14 protein-coding genes are annotated in these 17,692 nt (G+C 51.1%); 7 read left to right on the forward strand and 7 right to left on the reverse strand.

Annotated elements, in window-relative coordinates:
- Nucleotides 1-30 precede the first annotated feature (30 nt).
- A complete protein-coding gene (uvrA, locus tag L0Y31_RS03430; RefSeq protein WP_234735735.1) occupies nucleotides 31-2,940 on the forward strand; it encodes an excinuclease ABC subunit UvrA in 2,910 nt (969 codons plus the stop codon).
- A 27-nt stretch (nucleotides 2,941-2,967) separates the two neighbouring features.
- Here the strand turns inward: uvrA and L0Y31_RS03435 are convergent, their stop codons facing one another.
- Nucleotides 2,968-4,248 (reverse strand): PQQ-dependent sugar dehydrogenase, encoded by a 1,281-nt coding sequence (locus L0Y31_RS03435; protein ID WP_234735736.1) that lies wholly within the window; start codon nucleotides 4,246-4,248, stop codon nucleotides 2,968-2,970.
- Between the two features lie 178 nt (nucleotides 4,249-4,426).
- Here L0Y31_RS03435 and L0Y31_RS03440 point away from each other — a divergent pair, with 178 nt between their 5' ends.
- On the forward strand, nucleotides 4,427-5,437 hold the full coding sequence (locus L0Y31_RS03440; RefSeq protein WP_234735737.1) for an LLM class flavin-dependent oxidoreductase: 1,011 nt from the start codon (nucleotides 4,427-4,429) through the stop codon (nucleotides 5,435-5,437).
- Between the two features lie 48 nt (nucleotides 5,438-5,485).
- Here L0Y31_RS03440 and L0Y31_RS03445 read toward each other — a convergent pair whose 3' ends face one another.
- Both L0Y31_RS03445 and L0Y31_RS03450 read right to left on the reverse strand, forming a co-directional pair.
- Nucleotides 5,486-5,932: a hypothetical protein gene (locus L0Y31_RS03445; RefSeq protein ID WP_234735738.1), complete on the reverse strand. Its 447-nt coding sequence runs from the start codon at nucleotides 5,930-5,932 to the stop codon at nucleotides 5,486-5,488.
- A 30-nt stretch (nucleotides 5,933-5,962) separates the two neighbouring features.
- Nucleotides 5,963-8,014, reverse strand: coding sequence for an OPT family oligopeptide transporter (locus tag L0Y31_RS03450; RefSeq protein ID WP_234735739.1), 2,052 nt, complete (start codon nucleotides 8,012-8,014; stop codon nucleotides 5,963-5,965).
- 197 nt (nucleotides 8,015-8,211) lie between these two features.
- On the opposite strand from L0Y31_RS03450, the gene L0Y31_RS03455 reads away from it, so the two are divergent.
- The 3 genes from L0Y31_RS03455 (at nucleotide 8,212) to L0Y31_RS03465 (ending at nucleotide 11,472) form a co-directional block, all read left to right on the forward strand.
- The gene (locus L0Y31_RS03455; protein ID WP_234735740.1) at nucleotides 8,212-9,108 is read left to right on the forward strand and encodes an aldo/keto reductase; all 897 of its coding nucleotides are present in this window, start codon (nucleotides 8,212-8,214) and stop codon (nucleotides 9,106-9,108) included.
- 92 nt (nucleotides 9,109-9,200) lie between these two features.
- Entirely contained in the window at nucleotides 9,201-10,331 is a 1,131-nt protein-coding gene (locus L0Y31_RS03460) for a lactonase family protein (protein WP_234735741.1), read from the forward strand.
- 16 nt (nucleotides 10,332-10,347) lie between these two features.
- Complete coding sequence (locus tag L0Y31_RS03465; protein ID WP_234735742.1) at nucleotides 10,348-11,472, forward strand: carboxypeptidase-like regulatory domain-containing protein; 1,125 nt, start codon at nucleotides 10,348-10,350, stop codon at nucleotides 11,470-11,472.
- Here the strand turns inward: L0Y31_RS03465 and L0Y31_RS03470 are convergent.
- Nucleotides 11,469-12,584 carry an AI-2E family transporter gene (locus L0Y31_RS03470; protein WP_234735743.1) on the reverse strand — a complete coding sequence of 372 codons (1,116 nt, stop codon included), beginning with the start codon at nucleotides 12,582-12,584 and terminating at the stop codon, nucleotides 11,469-11,471. The genes L0Y31_RS03465 and L0Y31_RS03470 overlap by 4 nt on opposite strands.
- A 212-nt stretch (nucleotides 12,585-12,796) precedes the next feature.
- Between L0Y31_RS03470 and L0Y31_RS03475 the strand changes: the two genes are divergently transcribed.
- On the forward strand, nucleotides 12,797-13,078 hold the full coding sequence (locus L0Y31_RS03475) for a hypothetical protein (protein WP_234735744.1): 282 nt from the start codon (nucleotides 12,797-12,799) through the stop codon (nucleotides 13,076-13,078).
- 61 nt (nucleotides 13,079-13,139) lie between these two features.
- On the opposite strand, the gene L0Y31_RS03480 is transcribed toward L0Y31_RS03475, so the two are convergent.
- The 3 genes from L0Y31_RS03480 to L0Y31_RS03490 all read right to left on the reverse strand — a co-directional run bounded on the left by L0Y31_RS03480 (nucleotide 13,140) and on the right by L0Y31_RS03490 (nucleotide 16,727).
- Complete coding sequence (locus tag L0Y31_RS03480; RefSeq protein ID WP_234735745.1) at nucleotides 13,140-14,846, reverse strand: GMC oxidoreductase; 1,707 nt, start codon at nucleotides 14,844-14,846, stop codon at nucleotides 13,140-13,142.
- Nucleotides 14,847-14,945: 99 nt separating this feature from the next.
- Nucleotides 14,946-15,740, reverse strand: coding sequence for an SDR family oxidoreductase (locus L0Y31_RS03485; RefSeq protein WP_234735746.1), 795 nt, complete (start codon nucleotides 15,738-15,740; stop codon nucleotides 14,946-14,948).
- A 12-nt stretch (nucleotides 15,741-15,752) separates the two neighbouring features.
- Complete coding sequence (locus L0Y31_RS03490) at nucleotides 15,753-16,727, reverse strand: NAD(P)-dependent alcohol dehydrogenase (protein ID WP_234735747.1); 975 nt, start codon at nucleotides 16,725-16,727, stop codon at nucleotides 15,753-15,755.
- 82 nt (nucleotides 16,728-16,809) lie between these two features.
- Between L0Y31_RS03490 and L0Y31_RS03495 the strand changes: the two genes are divergently transcribed.
- Nucleotides 16,810-17,688: a glycoside hydrolase family 16 protein gene (locus L0Y31_RS03495; RefSeq protein ID WP_234735748.1), complete on the forward strand. Its 879-nt coding sequence runs from the start codon at nucleotides 16,810-16,812 to the stop codon at nucleotides 17,686-17,688.
- Nucleotides 17,689-17,692 lie beyond the last annotated feature (4 nt).

Raw genomic sequence — 17,692 nt, forward strand, 5'->3', positions numbered from 1 at the left:
TGTTAGGTTTAAGAATAAGGCTTTCACAACGTGACAGAAAATCAAGTCTCCGACCGGCACTCCGGTCTCTCCGATATTGACCTGACGGGCTACGACCAAATTGAAGTACTTGGTGCCCGCGAACATAATCTGAAAAACATTGACGTAACGATTCCGCGCAACAAACTGGTGGTCGTTACGGGCATTAGCGGCAGCGGAAAATCATCGCTGGCGTTCGATACCATCTACGCCGAAGGACAGCGCCGCTACATGGAAAGCTTCTCGGCCTATGCCCGCTCGTTTATCGGCGACATGGAACGCCCCGACGTGGACAAAATCAACGGGCTTAGTCCGGTGATTTCCATTGAGCAGAAAACGACTTCCAAAAATCCGCGCTCAACCGTCGGCACCACCACCGAGATTTACGACTTTTTGCGGCTGCTCTACGCCCGCGCTGGTGAAGCGTTTTCGTACGCTACGGGCCGGAAAATGGAGCGCCAGTCGCAGGACCAGATCATCGATGCCATTCTGAACCAGTATACCGGTAAAAAACTGATGCTGCTGGCGCCAATCGTGAAAGGCCGGAAAGGGCATTACCGCGAATTGTTTGTGCAGGTTGCGAAACTGGGTTATACCAAGGTGCGCATCGACGGCGTGGTGCAGGACATTGTGCCCAAAATGCAGCTTGACCGCTACAAAGTCCACGACATCGAAATCGTGATTGATCGCATTGTCCCGAAAGATGAAAGCGTTGATGCTCAATCGCGTTACCGCCTCTCTCAATCGGTTCAAACGGCCTTGAAACAAGGTAAGGGAGCCATGCAGATTCTGGATGATGCCGGGCAGTTAACTTATTTCTCTCAAAACCTGATGGACCCCGAATCGGGCCTCAGCTATGACGAGCCGTCGCCCAACTCTTTTTCGTTTAACTCGCCTTACGGTTGGTGTCCCTCCTGCCAGGGTCTGGGCGTGGTCGAAGAGATTACGGAAGAATCGGTTATTCCAGACAAATCATTAAGTATCAGCCGGGGAGCTATTGCACCACTGGGTGAATACCGCGAATTGTGGTTTTTCCGGGAAATCGAGGTTATCCTGAAGAAATTCAAACTAAGTCTGACTACTCCCGTCGAGAAATACCCGCCTGAGCTGCTGCACATTCTGCTCTACGGGACAGACGAAGAACCGGTGCCGGTAGCTCCCGCAAAAAAAGGCAAGGAAGAGCCTGCAACGTTTAAGTTTGAAGGTGTTATTACGTTTCTGAAACGCCAGCAGGAGTCTGCCGATGTGTCAGGACGTTCCGACAAGATTCAGGACTGGTTGAAAGACTTTCTGGTGATTAAAACCTGCCCGGAATGCAACGGAGCACGTCTGAAAAAAGAATCGCTGTTCTTCAAGATCGACGATAAAAACATTTCCGAACTGGCTCGCCTGGACATTTCCGAGTTGTCGGACTGGGTTACGGGGCTGGAAGATCGGCTGTCGAATCGGCAGAACGTTATTGCCAAAGAAATTCTAAAGGAAATCCGCAAACGAATTGGCTTTTTGCTGGATATCGGCCTCGATTATTTGACGCTGGACCGCCCCCTGCGGACGCTTTCGGGCGGTGAGGCACAGCGCATTCGGCTGGCAACGCAGATCGGAACGCAGTTGGTGGGCGTGCTTTACATCATGGATGAGCCGAGCATCGGACTGCACCAGCGTGACAACGTTAAGCTCATCGATTCACTTAAAAATTTGCGCGATTTGGGGAATACCATCCTGGTTGTGGAGCACGACAAGGACATGATGCTCGAATCGGATTATATCCTGGATGTCGGTCCCGGCGCGGGTCGGCACGGTGGGCAGATTGTTGGCGCTGGCGTACCGGAAGAATTTCTTAAAAACGGCAGCACCACCGCGAATTATCTGAGTGGCCGCACCGCCATCGACGTGCCCAAAGAACGCCGGAAAGGCAACGAAAATGCGCTCGTTATCAAAGGAGCCACGGGTCATAACCTGAAAAACGTAACCCTAAAATTGCCGCTGGGCAAGATGCTTTCCATCACGGGTGTTTCGGGTAGTGGCAAATCGTCATTGATTCACGAAACGCTGTTTCCCATCCTAAACCGGCATTTCTACAAGTCCAAGCGGGAACCACTGGCGTTTAAATCGGTGGAGGGCCTGGAACATCTGGACAAAGTGATTGAGGTCGACCAGTCGCCAATTGGCCGCACACCCCGCTCGAACCCAGCCACTTATACAGGTATGTTTTCCGAGATTCGTTCGCTTTTCGCGGAATTACCCGAAGCGAAGATTCGCGGCTACAAACCAGGGCGTTTCTCGTTTAACGTCAAAGGGGGTCGCTGCGAAGAATGCGAAGGAGCTGGAATGAAGAAAGTTGAAATGGAGTTTTTGCCCGATGTGCACGTCATGTGCGAAACCTGCAAAGGCAAACGCTTCAACCGCGAGACGCTGGAAGTACGCTTTAAGGGCAAATCCATCGCCGACGTGCTGGACATGACGGTTGAACAGGCTCTGGAGTTCTTCGAAGCCCAACCGAAAATCCTGCGCAAAGTCACCACGCTGAACGATGTCGGTCTGGGATACATCACGCTGGGGCAGCACGCCACGACCTTATCGGGCGGGGAAGCCCAACGGGTCAAGCTGGCCGAAGAGCTGTCGAAAAAAGATACCGGAAAGACACTTTATATCCTTGATGAGCCAACAACGGGCCTTCATTTTCAGGACATTGCGCATTTATTGGACGTGTTGAATAAACTGGTCAATAAGGGCAATACCGTACTGATTATCGAGCACAACCTGGACGTCATCAAAGTGTCCGACCACGTCATTGATTTGGGCCCCGAAGGGGGTAATAAAGGCGGGCAGATCATTGCCGAAGGTCCGCCGGAAAAAATTGCCAAAACGAAGGGAAGTTATACCGGGAAGTTTCTGGCTATGGAGTTGGGAGGCACCAAATAGGGAAACCTAGGTGCCTCCCGGCACTTTCTATTTCTTCTTGTAGGCGATCCGGTAAATTGCCCCGCCAAAATCATCCGATACATACAAAGCACCATCCGTTCCCTGCGCCAGACCGCAGGGGCGGTGCTGGATCGGGCCGGTTGGTTTTACCAGATCGGTTCCAGCAAAGTTATCTGCAAAAATCTCCCACTTCCCCGACGGTTTACCATCCTTGAACGGCACAAAAGCCACTAAATAACCCTTGTGCAGCTCTTGTGATTGGCCGTGGAAAGCAACGAAAGCGCCGTTTTTATAGCGTTCGGGAAACATATTCCCCGTATAAAAAAGCAATCCATTGGGTCCTAAATGCGCCGGAAACGCCACTACGGGATCAATCGTTTTTTCACCGCCTGTTTTCTTGCCATCGCCCCCGTATTCAGGTGCCAGCATTTTCTTCTTCTGGATGTGATCGTAATAAATATACGGCCAACCTGCATCATCGCCCTGGTGCAGTTCATACATGGTTTCGGAGGGTAATAACGTACTCTGTTCAGCCGTGTAATACTGCGGATAGAAATCGTGGAACTGGCCTCTGCCGTGTTGTGTCACAAACAGCGACGAGGTTTTTGCGTTCCAGTCCAGACCAACCACATTTTTCAGCCCCGTGGCGTAGCGCACGCCGTCTTTATACGTTTGGTTGAGTTTATCCGCGTTGAATTTCCAGATACCCGCCGCCGAATCCAGCAGCGTGCAGGGCATCATTCCTTTACCTGTGCCCGCTTCCCGACAAGCATCGTTATCCGAAGCAATATTAACGTAGATATTATTCTGGTTATCAAGCACAATAGACTTGGATTGGTCGCGGGGCTTCACGCGCAGGCCATCCACAATTTTCTCGGGCTGTTCGGGATTGATAACCTCGTCTTTTTCATTCAGTTTGTATCGATAAACCGCCGTATTCGACGAAGCGTAGAGGTAGCCATTTTTGATAAAAATACCCGTACCCGGATAGTCGCCGAAGCTCGTTTGCTCGTCGATTACGCCATCTTTGTTCGTATCCCGCAACCGATATATTCCCTTTCCATCTTTCAGTTTGGCCAGTTTTACGTACAAATCTCCGTTTTTACTGACCGTCATGTGCCGCGCTGCCCCCATGTCTTTGGCAATGAGCGTGGCCGAGAATCCAGCGGGAAGTTTGATAACGGCGGCGTCATCAGCCGTTTTTTTGGCGGGCGTAATCGGTGTTTTTTCGGTTTTAAAAATCCATCCTGTACTGGTTCCGGCCAAAAGGGCCAGCAGACAGGTTAAGCGCAAAAATGGCTTGTTCATGTTGTTGATTGAGAGATTAGATCGGTATCGTTCGGTAGTTGTTGCGCCACCGGAATCACAAAGCGTTTTTTTGAGCAATCCTACTTTCGCCTCCCCTATTTCGTGGCACCTTTTCGCGTCAAATTTGTGTTCTGCTAAAACAGCGATGCAAGAGCATGGCTATTCAATCTGAATGATTATGCGTTTAAGTGTTTTAGATCAATCGCCGATTCGGAAAGGCAGTAATGCGCGGGAAGCGCTGCTGGAAACAGTGGCCCTGGCAAAACTGGCCGAAGAGCTGGGTTATACACGTTTCTGGGTTTCTGAACATCACAATACCAATACATTAGCGGGTACTTCTCCCGAAGTACTGATTGCCCACCTGGCCGGCCAAACCAATACCATTCGCCTGGGATCGGGTGGCGTCATGCTGCCTCACTACAGCGCCCTGAAGGTAGCCGAGAACTTCCGCCTGCTCGAAACGCTGTTCCCCGGTCGGATCGACCTGGGCATCGGCCGGGCTCCTGGCAGCGACCGCGTTACAGCCAGTGTGCTCAACCCGGCCAATACGTTCAGCGATCAGGATTTGGTGAATCAGTTGTTTGATTTGCAAAATTACCTCAACGACCGATACGCCCCCGGCAGCTTGCAGGCCAAAGTACGGGCGATGCCGATGGCTCCGTCGGTGCCCGAACAGTGGATTTTAAGCTCCAGTGGACAAAGTGCCTCCCTGGCAGCCCACTTTGGAACGGGTTTTTCGTTCGCCCATTTCATCAATCCAAATGGTGGTCCGTGGGCGGTTCGGCAATACAGGGAGCGTTTTCAGCCGTCCGAAAATCTGGAAGAGCCGCAGGTGAATGTCGCTTTTTTTGTTTTCTGTTCGGAAGATCCCGAAAAAGTACGTCGGCAACAAGCCGTGTTTGATCACCGCTTTTTGATGCTGGAAACCAAAGGCACGTTGGTACCCTTTGAATACGAAGACATTGAATCGGTAGAATACTCACTCGCGGAGCAGGGACGCATTCAGTACAACCGGCAGCGCATGGTGATGGGCACGCCCGATGAGGTAAAGAAAGCCTTCGAGAAATACGCGGAGCAATACGAAGTTGATGAAATTATGCTGGTTAACAGCGCATCCAATTTTGACGAACGCCTGGAATCGCATCGGTTGCTGGCCGAAGCATTTGAGCTGAAAAGCGTTGCGGTTTAACAAAAAAGTGAGCGTCAAAACTAAGTTTGACGCCCACTTTTTTGACCATTATTTTAATCTAGAAAAAGAACTGCCAAAGCCATCATTCATCAAGTAATGTTGAGCAACGGACAGCTTCGTCCGATCGGCTTTAAACTCTCCCGACCAGACCACGTTTGGCCATGGGATGCCCCGCTGGGGAATGTGATTGACTACTCCTTCAGGGCTAATCACCCGTCTTTCAGGTTCGTCCCTAACTTTCACTTTATCCAGATGGTACCTGCCTGAATACCAGAGCGAATCGTTTCGTAGTACTTCAAAAGTACCTTTCTTTGTGTAGCGAACGACCACTTTTTGCCCTTCCTTTGGTTTAAATATCCACCCCCCAATACCGCCTGAGGTTTGTTCCCAGAGCCATTCCCCCACAAGCAAGTGATCCGGCTCATCTTTGTTCGAGCATCCCCAACTAACAAAAAGGGCAAGCAAAATAAACAAGCCTGCTTTCAACGCTTTCATCTGGTTTAAGAAGTTTTAGTTATTCCGTCATTAATTCCGCTTCGTAGCTACCCGATACAAAACCAGCGCCAATCCAAGAAAGGCCAAGGCCCCCAGCAATTGGTAACCCTCCTCGCCCAAAGCACCTACCAGAGCCGGTTCGAGCGAAAGACTCGCCAGCGCGTTGTAAATACCATCGTTCACCGATAAGAGCGCAACGGCCACACCCGCCAGCGCTCCACCCGCTACAAGACCTGTTGAAAATAGGCTTCCCTTGCCCAGATCGGCGTCTTCTTCGATGATGTTCTTGCGTTTGGCATTCCAGTCAACCAGGGCTTTCATGCAGCCACCGGCAAAAATAGGCAAGGTAGTTGATAACGGCAGATACAAACCGACGGCAAATGCCAGTGCGCTGATCCCGCAAATCTCAACGACAAACGCCATAAATGCCCCAACAAGCACAAATTGCCAGTCCAGATTGAACGACAGAAGTCCTTTGATGAGGGTGGCCATCAGCGTTCCCTGCGGAGCCGGAAACTTATCGCTACCAATGGCGTGGGTAATTCCCTGCGCTACCAGGTCAGGCGTGGGTGTGTCGAGTACTTTCACCGTCGCTCCGACAGCCAGCGAGGAGACGATTACGCCGATAAATAAGGCAATTTGCTGGTATTTGGGCGTTGCGCCCACCAAATAGCCCGTTTTCAAATCCTGCGAGGTGCCCCCCGCGTTGGCCGCGGCTATGCAGATCATCCCACCGACCACCAGTACCGCCGGTTCGTAGATGCGCCCCGTTAGACCGAAGCCGATGAAGACCAACGAAGTCCCCATAATCGTCGCAATGGTCATCCCCGACACGGGCGACGAACTAGACCCGATCAGTCCCACAATCCGGCTCGCTACGGTCACAAAGAAGAAACCGAAGACAATAACCAGTACCGCAATGAGGAGTTTTGTGATAATTGAATCGCCCGGAATTTGCGGCAAAAGCACCATCAAAACCGCCAGGGCAATGCTTCCAAAAATAACGATCTTCACCGATAAGTCCTGCTCCGTCCGCCGGACCTGTACGCCTTCGGTGCCAATATCTGCCTTTTTAAAACTATCCCGAAACGACGACACAATAGTTGGAATGGTTTTCAGGAGGGTCATAAAGCCCCCCGCCGTTACCGCACCCGCGCCAATCTGCCGAATATAGGCCCGATAAATCGCCGCCGCCGTGTCACTAAAACCATGCGTGGCCGGGTCCCAGCCGCCCGGACCACCCGCCGTTTGAACACTGGTCAAATACCCCAACTTGACGAGCTGCGCCGCAATAATGTCACCGGGAACCAACGTAGCCAGCAGGGGAATCAGAGCGAGCCAGGCCAGAATTCCGCCACCCACCAGCACCGCCGAAATATGAAAGCCAATAATATAACCCACGCCCAGGTATTCCGGCGTAATTTCTCCCGACACCTGCGCCGACGGAAAATACCGATTTACTTGCTTGGTCGCCCAGGTGGGTACTTCGGCAATGACGTGCAGCACTTTTTGCAGGACTGCGTAAACCAACGCCGCTCCCAACCCCTGGTAAGCCGTTTTGGCAAAATCGCCGCCCCGCTCGCCGGCAATCAGTACAGAGCCGCAGGCGGTTCCTTCGGGGTAAGGCAGCGTTCCGTGTTCCTGCACAATGAGCGCCCGCCGCAGCGGAATCATCATCAATGTTCCCAGCAAACCACCCAGAATCGCCAGCGTCAGGATGGTCCAATAGTTAAAAAAGTCATCACCGACGCTCTCGCCCGTTTCGGCCCGGGTCAGAAACAGAAACCCCGGCAAGGTAAAAACTACCCCCGAAGCGATGGACTCGCCCGCTGAGCCCGTGGTTTGGATAATGTTATTTTCGAGAATGGTCGTATTTAGAAACCGCCGCCCCAGCGAAATAGCCAGAACCGCAATGGGGATGGAGGCGGAAACGGATAGACCTGCTTTTAACGACAAATACACCGTGGCCGCCCCAAACAACACACCAAACACCGCTCCGGTTACAACGGCCTTGAAGGTGAATTCAGCCGGAGATTGCTCGGCAGAAACATACGGTTTGAAGTCGGTAGCTTTTGATTCCATAGTTTGTTTAGGGTTTGGCTTTAGAGGTAGGCGGCTGCCCTTTTCCTCCGCAAGCGGAACTGGCGGAAGATACCTTCTTAGATCGGAACCGCAAAATTCAGGTTATGGATTATCATAACCACCCCTTTTTTGCAACATGCGGTCTAACGAAACAGTTAGCTTATTGTAATTTTGCAAAACACCCTAACTTTACTTTTATGAAACTTGTCCCTCTCGGTAAATCGGATCTCCTGGTCAGCGAAATTAGCTTTGGCTGCATGTCTCTCGGTGATGATCTGACGGAAAATACGCGTCTCTTGCACCAGGCCCTTGACAAAGGCATTAACTTTTTCGATACGGCGGACCTTTATCAGGACGGTCAGAATGAAATAAGTGTCGGTAAAGCATTCCAGGACCGACGGGACCGGGTTTTCATTGCCACTAAAGTAGGGAACCAACGCCGGGCCGACGGACTGGGCTGGGACTGGAATCCGCGCAAAGCCTATATTATAAAGGCGGTGGAAGAAAGCCTAAAACGGTTACAAACTAACTACATCGACCTCTACCAACTCCACGGAGGCACCATCGATGATCCCATTGACGAAACCATCGAAGCGTTTGAGCTTTTGAAGGAGGTAGGAAAAATTCGGCATTATGGCATTTCGTCTATTCGTCCCAACGTCATCCGGGAATACATCAGTCGGTCTAATATCGTGAGTGTTATGATGCAGTATAGCCTCCTCGACCGGCGTCCACAAGAAGAATACCTGGATTTACTGCATCAACACCAGATCAGCGTACTGGCTCGCGGAACGCTTGCCAAAGGTTTGCTGGCTGGTAAAGAGACGGATTTGTACATGAATTACGGTCTTGAAGAAGTGGATAAGGCTGCCGAAGCGATTCATGCCCAGTCAACGCCCGACCGCAGTCCGGTAGCAACCGCCATTCGGTACGTACTGGCCCATCCGGCTGTAGCGTCGGCAGTCGTTGGGATTCGGACGGAAGAGCAGCTTCGGGAGGCTTTCCAGGCCGGAAACGCTCCTGAACTAACCACCGACGAATGGCAGGCTTTGGCCAGCTCGATTCCGGCCAATCACTACGAAGATCATCGCTAGCAGATCTAAAATTTAGCCATCATCCGATCTAATCGGTAGTTTGTCGTCTAAGATCGCTTATACTTGTACCTATTTCCTAAACCCATTCTACTATGTTAAAACAACTGTTTTTAATATTTGTTAGTCTTTTTATGATCAATGCAGCTCAAGGACAATCAAAGGAAATTATCTATGTCGGTACGTATTCCGTTCGCGGAAGCGAAGGCGTTTACGTATTTGAATTTGATCGTTCGAAAGGCACTTTGCAGCCACTACAAACCATTGCAAGTGCCAAAAGCCCTTCTTTTCTGGCCATTCACCCCTCTCAGAAGTTTCTGTATTCAGTGAATGAAGGTGCCCCCGAATCGGGCGGAGTAAGCTCTTTTTCCATTGATCCAAAGACGGGAAAATTAACCCTGATGAACCAGGAATCATCCCGGGGAAAAGGCCCTTGTCACATCAGCATTGACCAAACAGGCAAACTTGCTTTTGTTTCTAACTACGGAGGTGGCCGGTTTACCGTTCTGCCCATCGCTTCGGACGGCAAGCTCGAAACAGCTACCGACTCCCTGTCTTATACCGGCAGCGGCCCGAACACAAAGCGTCAGGAAAAACCGCACATTCACTCGGCCACCGTTTCGCCTGACAACCGCTTTGTCTACGTTGCCGATTTAGGAACCGACCGGCTGTATATCTACGAAATCGACCAGGCGGGCAAAACAGTAAAGCCAGCCTCAACGCCTTACGCTACGGTTTCGCCCGGCTCCGGCCCACGCCACATGACGTTTCATCCCAACGGAAAATACGTTTATCTGGTTGAAGAAATGACATCTTCGGTAGCCGTCTTCACGCGTGATGCCAAAACAGGCGCTTTAACACTGATTCAGGACAATGTAAAGTCGCTACCCTCCAGCTTTACCGGCGACAACAATACATCAGCCGACATTCATACCGATCCGGCGGGGCGTTTCCTTTTTATGTCTAACCGGGGCCACAACGCACTGGCGATCTTCTCGATTGCTAAAGACGGAAAATTAACCCTTGTTGGTGACCAGAGCTCCGGGGGTAAAACACCGCGTAATTTCCTGGTTGATCCAAAAGGCGAATACGTTTTTGCTGCTAATCAGGATACCGATAACATTGTCGTCTACAAAATGGATTCTAAAACGGGTAAGCTCACGCCAACCGGCACCGAAGTGAAAGTACCAGCCCCCGTTTGCGTGAAACTGATGAGTTTAAAGTAACCCGTACGCGTAGCGGATGAAACTCCGAATTTTTATAGCCTTTCTGTTGCTGAGCCTGACTAGTCAGGCTCAGTTTGTTATCCGGGGCAAAGTCGTTAGTGGCGATAATGATGAGCCGCTGCCGTTTGCCAATGTATTTCTGGCCAATACTACCAAAGGGGCTACGACCAACGAAAAAGGGGCTTTTGTGCTACCTAATCTGTCGCCGGGCCGGTTTGACGTGGTTGTTTCGTACGTCGGGTACGAAACGTTGGTTTTCCCGATCCGCACCGACAGCGCCCGAATTTCTTCTTACCTCATTAAGCTCAAACCAATTGCCAACCAACTGGCCGAAGTCCGTGTGAAGGCGCGCCGGGGCGAAGACTGGCAACAGAATCTGGACTTTTTTATCAAAAATTTCATCGGCCAGAGCGAAAATTCCCGCCAGTGCAAATTGCTCAATCCCGATGTGCTTTGGTTCGACGATGACCGTCCTAATACCATCCTGACGGCTGGTGCCCGTGAGCCGTTGCTTATTGAGAATACGGCGCTGGGCTACCGGGTCAAATACCAGTTGGAATCCTTTGTATACGATTATGGACAACGGTTAATTTCCTACGTCGGCTATCCGGTTCTGGAGGTGCTGAAACCCAAAAGCCCCCGGCAGGCCAAACGCTGGGAAGCCAATCGTCGGACCGCTTATTTCGGTTCGACAACCCACTTCATGCGCGCCCTGCACAACCGGAAACTTCAGGAGGAAGGCTTTGAGGTTCGGCGCATCATTGAGCGCGACGATTCCGTACGGATTGGTGCGAATAAGCAGCTCAAAAAGATTCGGATGCTCTTAACCGATTTGCTTCCTTATTCCGATTTTACAGCGAGCGATACGGTGAACAGCTCACTCACCAAAATGGCTTTTCAGGATTTGCTTCAGGTGACGTACCTCCAGGAAAAGGAAGAAATCAACTACCTCAAAATACAATCTCCGTTTGGTAGACTACCGCGCGGGCCGGGCCCGCAAGTTTCCATCATGCGACTGGTTAAGCCATATATTCTGGTTGAACCCAACGGCCATTATTACGAACCGCTCGGACTCTTTTTTGAAGGCTATTTAACCTGGGAAAAAATAGCCGAGCTTCTGCCGCTGGAGTACGAGCCTTAACTGTTTCGTTTCGCTATTTTTCTTCGCAAGCGGGCAATCTTCAGCAGTTTATTTTGCTCTTCTTCGGGCGTTTGGTCACCCAGCAAAACGCCCCAGGCATTGAGGCCATCGACCCGGTCGAAGATAACTTTCAGCATGGCAATGGCCGGAATGGACAAAAACATTCCCGAAACGCCCGCCAAGGCCCCACCCACCAGGACGCCGACAATCGACACCAGTGCGTTAATCCGAACTTTGGAGCCTACAATCAAAGGAACCAGCATGTTGTTATCGATAAACTGAACCACCAAAAATACGCCGACAACGCCCAGCAGCATTTCAGGTTCGGGGTGATTAATGAACGTAATGGCCACCGCTAAGACCGTGGCGACAAGGCCACCGATGTAGGGGACCAGGTTAAGAATGGCCGCCATTACGCCAATTAGCACCGCGTATTGAACGCCCAGCACCAGCAACCCCAGAATATTCAGCACGGCAACGCTGGCCGTTTCAATCAGCAGCCCGACCATGTAGCTTTGGATGATGGATTTGATTTGGCCCAATACTTCCCGCACACGTTCGGTATGTTCTTCCGTAAATAGCGTTACAACAAAATGAAGCAACATGGCCCGGTAATAAAGCAGCAAAAAAACATAGATGGGCAACAGCAGCAACGTACCAAGCGGACCCGTAATCGCGCCCAGAGCGTCCGGTCCTTGCAGGCTGCTGAGTGTCTGGGACTGCGCTTGCTGGAGGTATTTCTGCTGCTCCCGGTAACTCAGGCTATATTCGTTCCGAATCCAGCGCCGGGTTTTGTAGTAAAAATCGTTGATGTTTTGTTTGAGCTTCGGCCAATCGTCCATGAAATCGGCTAGCTGCATAGACAGGAGCGCCGTTAGGCCCGCTAACACAATGAAGGCCAGTAGCAATGCCAGACTAATGGCCACCAGCTTGTTCACTCCCCGGCGAATCAGCCACTCTTCCACGGGCCGCAACAAAACTGCCAACAGACCGGCCATGGCTAAGGGCACTAAAATATCCTGGCCAAAATAAATAGCAATCGTCAGTATACCCAGCGCTAACAGGGTATGCGAAAGACGGTGGTAAAAGGGTTTGGTATCTGCTGGCAACATAGGTAGATATGCTTTTCTCGAAATATAACCCTAATTACATCTTTCTGTTAAGCGCCCCTGCTCTTTATGCCACGAAGTTTATAGTTGGTTTCAGCCCGGTGTTCCATTGAAGCATTGATTTGAGGCTCTTGTAAACAGTGTATTCCAAATCCAGTTTACTAGTCCAGATCAGGATGCTTTGGTCCAGTTTATCAAACTAAACAAGCAGAAAAATGAGAAGAAACATCCAAACGTTTTCACCGGACACCAACCAGGAAGGCTCGGCCCAAGGCCCCAACCACACGGGCAAAGGGCACGCGGGCGAAAGCAATGACGAAAAGCGCAACGTACCAGCCGATGGCCCGAGCGGCGAAAACACCGCAAACGACGGCGAACACGGCGGAGGCCTCTGGACAAGCGGTGGACAGGTTTCTTCGGGAACGCCCTACAACGACGAATATGGAACGCCCAAGTCTGATTATGAGGCTACGCCCCAGGAAGATGAAAACGAATAAAGCACATCGCCTAGTTGTCAAAAATGCTAATTAGGCTCTGACAACTAGGCGATTAGTACTTTTACAGGTTTCCTTTCTTCATTTCTTTCACGGCATAATCAACAGCACGGGCGGTTAGCGCCATGTAGGTCAACGAAGGATTTTGCGTTGCTGTTGAGGTCATGCAGGCCCCGTCGGTTACAAATACGTTTTTGCAGGCGTGAAGCTGGTTCCACTTGTTGAGTAGGGAAGTTTTCGGATCTTTTCCCATCCGAACGCCGCCCATTTCGTGGTTTTCGCTGCCGGGTTTGCGTTGGGTATCCTGCGTTTTGATGTTGGTGAAGCCTGCTTTGGTGTACATCTCCGTAAACTGCTCGTAGAAGTCCTTCACCATCTTGTCGTCGTTGGCATCGAACCCGACCGACATACGTAGCTGCGGAATTCCAAACAGATCGGTCAAAACCGGGTCCAGCCGTACGGTGCTTTCTTCTTTGGGAATCGTCTCGCCCATCATGTGTGATCCAACGCTCCAGCTCCCGTATTTTTGATTTAATAAGTTCTCCTTCAGTTTAGTACCCAGGCCATTCTGGCTGGTATGCGGCGTCCGGCTCGCGGAAAAACCAGCGGCGTAGCCACGCAGAAAATCCGTTTCCTGCTTGAACACGTTGCGAAAACGAGGCACATAGCTCCCATTCGGACGCCTTCCGTCGGTTGTAAACTCCGCCATTCCTTCGTATTCCGCACTGATTCGGCCCCGGTAGTTGTGAAAAGCAATGAACTTACCCAACATGCCGCTGTCATTTCCCAGACCATTCGCAAAACGATTGGACGCTGAGTTCAAGAGAATCAGGTTGGTATTCAGCGCACCGGCGTTGACAAAGATAATCCGGGCAAAATACTCCGTCATCTGCTTCGTATTGGCGTCAATAACCCGTACACCAACTGCCTTGCCTTTTTGCTCATCGTAAATCACAGAATGGACCACCGAATGAGGCCGCAAAGTCAGGTTGCCCGTTCGCTCGGCCCACGGAATTGTTGACGCATTGCTGCTGAAATACCCGCCGTATGGGCAGCCGCGTTCGCACAGGGTTCGGTGCTGGCACTTTGCGCGGCCCTGCTGGTAGTGAATGGGTTGCGGCGCCGTCAGGTGGGCGGCCCGACCAATAATAATCGGACGCTTACCTGGACCATAATGCTGATCCATAGCCGTTTTGAAATGTTTTTCTACGCACGACATATCGTGCGGGGGCAAAAATTCACCATCGGGCAACTGCGGCAACCCGTCTTTATTTCCCGTAATACCGGCAAATTTCTCGACATGACTATACCAGGGAGCAATGTCGGCGTACCGAATGGGCCAATCCACCGCAAAGCCATCCCGGGCCGGACCTTCAAAATCAAAATCGCTCCAACGCTGCGTTTGCCGCGCCCAAAGCAACGACCGGCCACCTACCTGATAGCCCCGCATCCAATCGAACGGCTGGTCCTGAACGTACGGGTGTTCCTTGTCTTTCACCCAAAAATGCATGGTATCTTCCCGAAAGGCGTAGTGCTTGCTGGCAATCGGATTTTCCTGCCTGATGTTCAGGGGCAAATCTCCCCGGTGTTCAATTTCCCAGGGATTCAGGGTTGCCGTCGGATAATCGGTGATGTGCCTGACATCCCGTCCACGTTCCAGAAGAAGCGTTTTTAAGCCTTTTTCGGTTAATTCTTTGGCGGCCCAGCCTCCACTGATTCCAGAGCCGACTACAATGGCATCATAGGATTGAGCAGGTTTAGAAATAGTCATTTGAGAAGATAATGTTGTCTCATTAATAGGTGAAGATACAAAAAAATCGGGACGACCGATTTGGCCGCCCCGATTTTGCACTTTGTATTTTGTTTATACCTAACCCATTAACAATGATTCACCGCCATCGATCCACATCGGTGTTCCTGTGATGTGGCTGGCCCGGTCAGAGGCCAGGAACAGCACCGTTTCGGCAACCTGCTCACTCGACCCCGGTTTGCCATCCGTTAGCGGAATCACGCCTTCTGGAAACTCAACGGGCTCTTGTGCTTCTTCCAGATGCCGTTTTTCGGTGCTATCGTTGATGGCTGTTTCAATAGCTCCGGGGCAAACCACGTTCACCCGAATCCGGTGTTTAGCCAGCTCCAGAGCGGCCATCTGCGTAAAAGCTACCTGTCCCGCCTTCGTGGTGGAATAAGCCGTAGCACCAGCGTTACTGAAAATGCGGGTTCCGTTCACCGACGAGGTGATAATGATAGAACCGCCCTGCTTTTTCAGCATTGGTATGGCGTATTTGACTGTTAGAAAAGTACCCCGCAGGTTGATGTTCATGGTTTTATCCCACTCTTCCGGCTCCAGGTCCTCAATGGGTGCCCAGACGCCGTTGATACCCGCATTGGCAAAAACAATGTCCAAACGTCCCCAGGTCTGCTCAACTTTACCGTATACTTCTTTCATCTCGGCAGCGTCTGAAATGTCGGCAAGCAGCAAAAGCGCTTCGCCTCCCGCCTGCTCGATTTCGTCCGCTGTTTCCTTGAGTTCTTTTTCTGTCCGGCCCAAGACAGCGAGTTTGGCACCGTGGCGCGCCAACAACAAAGCCGTGGCTTTACCGATTCCTGAACCGGCTCCGGTGACTAGCGCAACTTTTCCTGTTAATTCCTGATTCTGAGTCATTATGGATAGCTATTAGACAGTTTCTTGCGTTGATTTCTGATTGGTTGGGCTGGTTACTTCTACGACCAGTTTCCCTTTTACTTTACCACTTTCACTGTAGTCGTGCGCTGCCTGAAGACCTTCCAGTGGATAAGTCCGGTCGATAACGGACTTCAACTGCCCTTCTGCGGCCAGCTTCAGCAACCAACTCATGTCTTCCTGATTAAACTTCATAATGAAGCTTTCGGACTTCTGCGAGGTAAACGTACTGGCGAGATTTTGCAGTATTTGCTTCGGCGATGGCAGCGTACTGACATAAATGCCATCTTCGGTCAGGACATCGCGGCACTCACCGAATGAGCTTTTTCCAACGGCATCGAAAATGAGCTTGTATTTTTCGACCCCTTTGGTAAAATCGGTCGTTTCGTGGTTGATTACCTGATGGGCGCCCAGACTGCGGACCAGTTCACTATTGGCCACGCTACAAACCGCCGTCACCTGCCCACCCAGAATCCGCGCTAGCTGGACGGCAAATACACCAACCCCGCCCGAAGCCCCGTTGATCAATACGCGCTCGTCGGGGCGCAGCTTGCCGTAATCGCGCAATGCATGCAAAGCAGTCAGGCCACCGACCACCATAGTCGCCGCCGTATCGAAATCAACTTCATCTGGTATCTTGACAAGGTTTTTATCCTGCGCAATGACGTATTCGGCGTATCCACCGCCCGAGGCTCCCAACGAAGCCACAACCCGATCACCGGCTTTAACGCTGGTGACCATTTCGCCAACTTCTTCAACAACACCCGCGCACTCCAAGCCCAGCACCTTCGGAAAATCGCCGGAAAGAATCAATTTCATCGTCCCTTCGCGGATTTTGTAATCCATTGGATTAATGCCCGACGCGTGAATGCGAATCAATACATCGTGGCTTTCCGCCTTGGGTTTGGGTAGAGATTCGACGTGTAGCAGGTTGCTTGCGCCGTACTCATTAATGACAACTGCTTTCATAAGTTGAGTTTTCTAGGAATGTGTTTTAAGAAATAACTAATTTTCGGGCCGAATGTCTTCCTTAATACGTATCTTAATCTCTATGAGAAATACATTATCGCTTGCATTGCCTTTCCTTTCACTGCTCATTCTTGGTGCTTCTACTTTTCCGGACTCCATCGCTTTTCGCCCGGAAGGCCCGTCTGAAAAAGCCAAACCGGCAGCTGACTGGAAATTAGTTTGGGGAGATGAATTTGAAAAAGACGGCAAACCAGATCCCAAAAACTGGGCCTTTGAAAATGGTTTTGTCCGTAACAATGAACTTCAATGGTATCAGCCGGACAATGCCTATTGTGAAAAAGGATTGCTGGTTATCGAAGGCCGGAAAGAACGAAAACCAAACCCGAATTACCTGGCTAACAGCCCAAGCTGGCGAAGCAGTCGGCAGTATATTGACTACACGGCCGCTAGCCTTAAAACCGAAGGCCTGCATAGCTGGAAATATGGTCGCTTTGAAATGCGGGCGCGGATTGATGCCAGCCCCGGCTTATGGCCCGCCTTCTGGACGCTTGGCGTAGCCGGAGAATGGCCCTCCAATGGCGAAATCGACATTATGGAATATTACCGCGATATGATCCTGGCAAACGTGGCCTGGGGCACCGAAAAGCGCTTTAAGGCCGAATGGCGCACAACCAAGACACCCCTGGCAAAGTTCAACGACCCGAACTGGGCCAAAAATTTCCACGTCTGGCGGATGGACTGGGACGAAAACGCGATTCAGCTTTTTGTCGATGATCAACTGCTTAATAAGGTTGATTTGAAAGAGACCATCAACCGCGACGGATCGAATACAAATCCCTTCCACCAACCGCATTACCTGCTCGTTAATCTGGCCATTGGCGGCGACAACGGCGGTGAGCCAACCGGTACGAAGTTTCCCACCCGCTACGAAATCGATTACGTGCGCGTGTACCAGCAGTAAGATC

Origin of the sequence: Tellurirhabdus bombi, assembly GCF_021484805.1 — a bacterium.
GTDB classification, from domain to species: Bacteria; Bacteroidota; Bacteroidia; order Cytophagales; family Spirosomataceae; genus Tellurirhabdus; species Tellurirhabdus bombi.

What these genes read in the sequence shown, in the direction of transcription:
- L0Y31_RS03465 (WP_234735742.1), top strand. Translation starts at nt 10,348, where the DNA reads ATGAAACTCCGAATTTTTATAGCCTTTCTGTTGCTGAGCCTGACTAGT.
- L0Y31_RS03440 (WP_234735737.1), top strand. Translation starts at nt 4,427, where the DNA reads ATGCGTTTAAGTGTTTTAGATCAATCGCCGATTCGGAAAGGCAGTAAT.
- L0Y31_RS03490 (WP_234735747.1), bottom strand. Translation starts at nt 16,727, where the DNA reads ATGAAAGCAGTTGTCATTAATGAGTACGGCGCAAGCAACCTGCTACAC.
- L0Y31_RS03470 (WP_234735743.1), bottom strand. Translation starts at nt 12,584, where the DNA reads ATGTTGCCAGCAGATACCAAACCCTTTTACCACCGTCTTTCGCATACC.
- L0Y31_RS03460 (WP_234735741.1), top strand. Translation starts at nt 9,201, where the DNA reads ATGTTAAAACAACTGTTTTTAATATTTGTTAGTCTTTTTATGATCAAT.
- L0Y31_RS03455 (WP_234735740.1), top strand. Translation starts at nt 8,212, where the DNA reads ATGAAACTTGTCCCTCTCGGTAAATCGGATCTCCTGGTCAGCGAAATT.
- L0Y31_RS03475 (WP_234735744.1), top strand. Translation starts at nt 12,797, where the DNA reads ATGAGAAGAAACATCCAAACGTTTTCACCGGACACCAACCAGGAAGGC.
- L0Y31_RS03485 (WP_234735746.1), bottom strand. Translation starts at nt 15,740, where the DNA reads ATGACTCAGAATCAGGAATTAACAGGAAAAGTTGCGCTAGTCACCGGA.
- L0Y31_RS03495 (WP_234735748.1), top strand. Translation starts at nt 16,810, where the DNA reads ATGAGAAATACATTATCGCTTGCATTGCCTTTCCTTTCACTGCTCATT.
- L0Y31_RS03445 (WP_234735738.1), bottom strand. Translation starts at nt 5,932, where the DNA reads ATGAAAGCGTTGAAAGCAGGCTTGTTTATTTTGCTTGCCCTTTTTGTT.
- L0Y31_RS03450 (WP_234735739.1), bottom strand. Translation starts at nt 8,014, where the DNA reads ATGGAATCAAAAGCTACCGACTTCAAACCGTATGTTTCTGCCGAGCAA.
- L0Y31_RS03480 (WP_234735745.1), bottom strand. Translation starts at nt 14,846, where the DNA reads ATGACTATTTCTAAACCTGCTCAATCCTATGATGCCATTGTAGTCGGC.
- L0Y31_RS03435 (WP_234735736.1), bottom strand. Translation starts at nt 4,248, where the DNA reads ATGAACAAGCCATTTTTGCGCTTAACCTGTCTGCTGGCCCTTTTGGCC.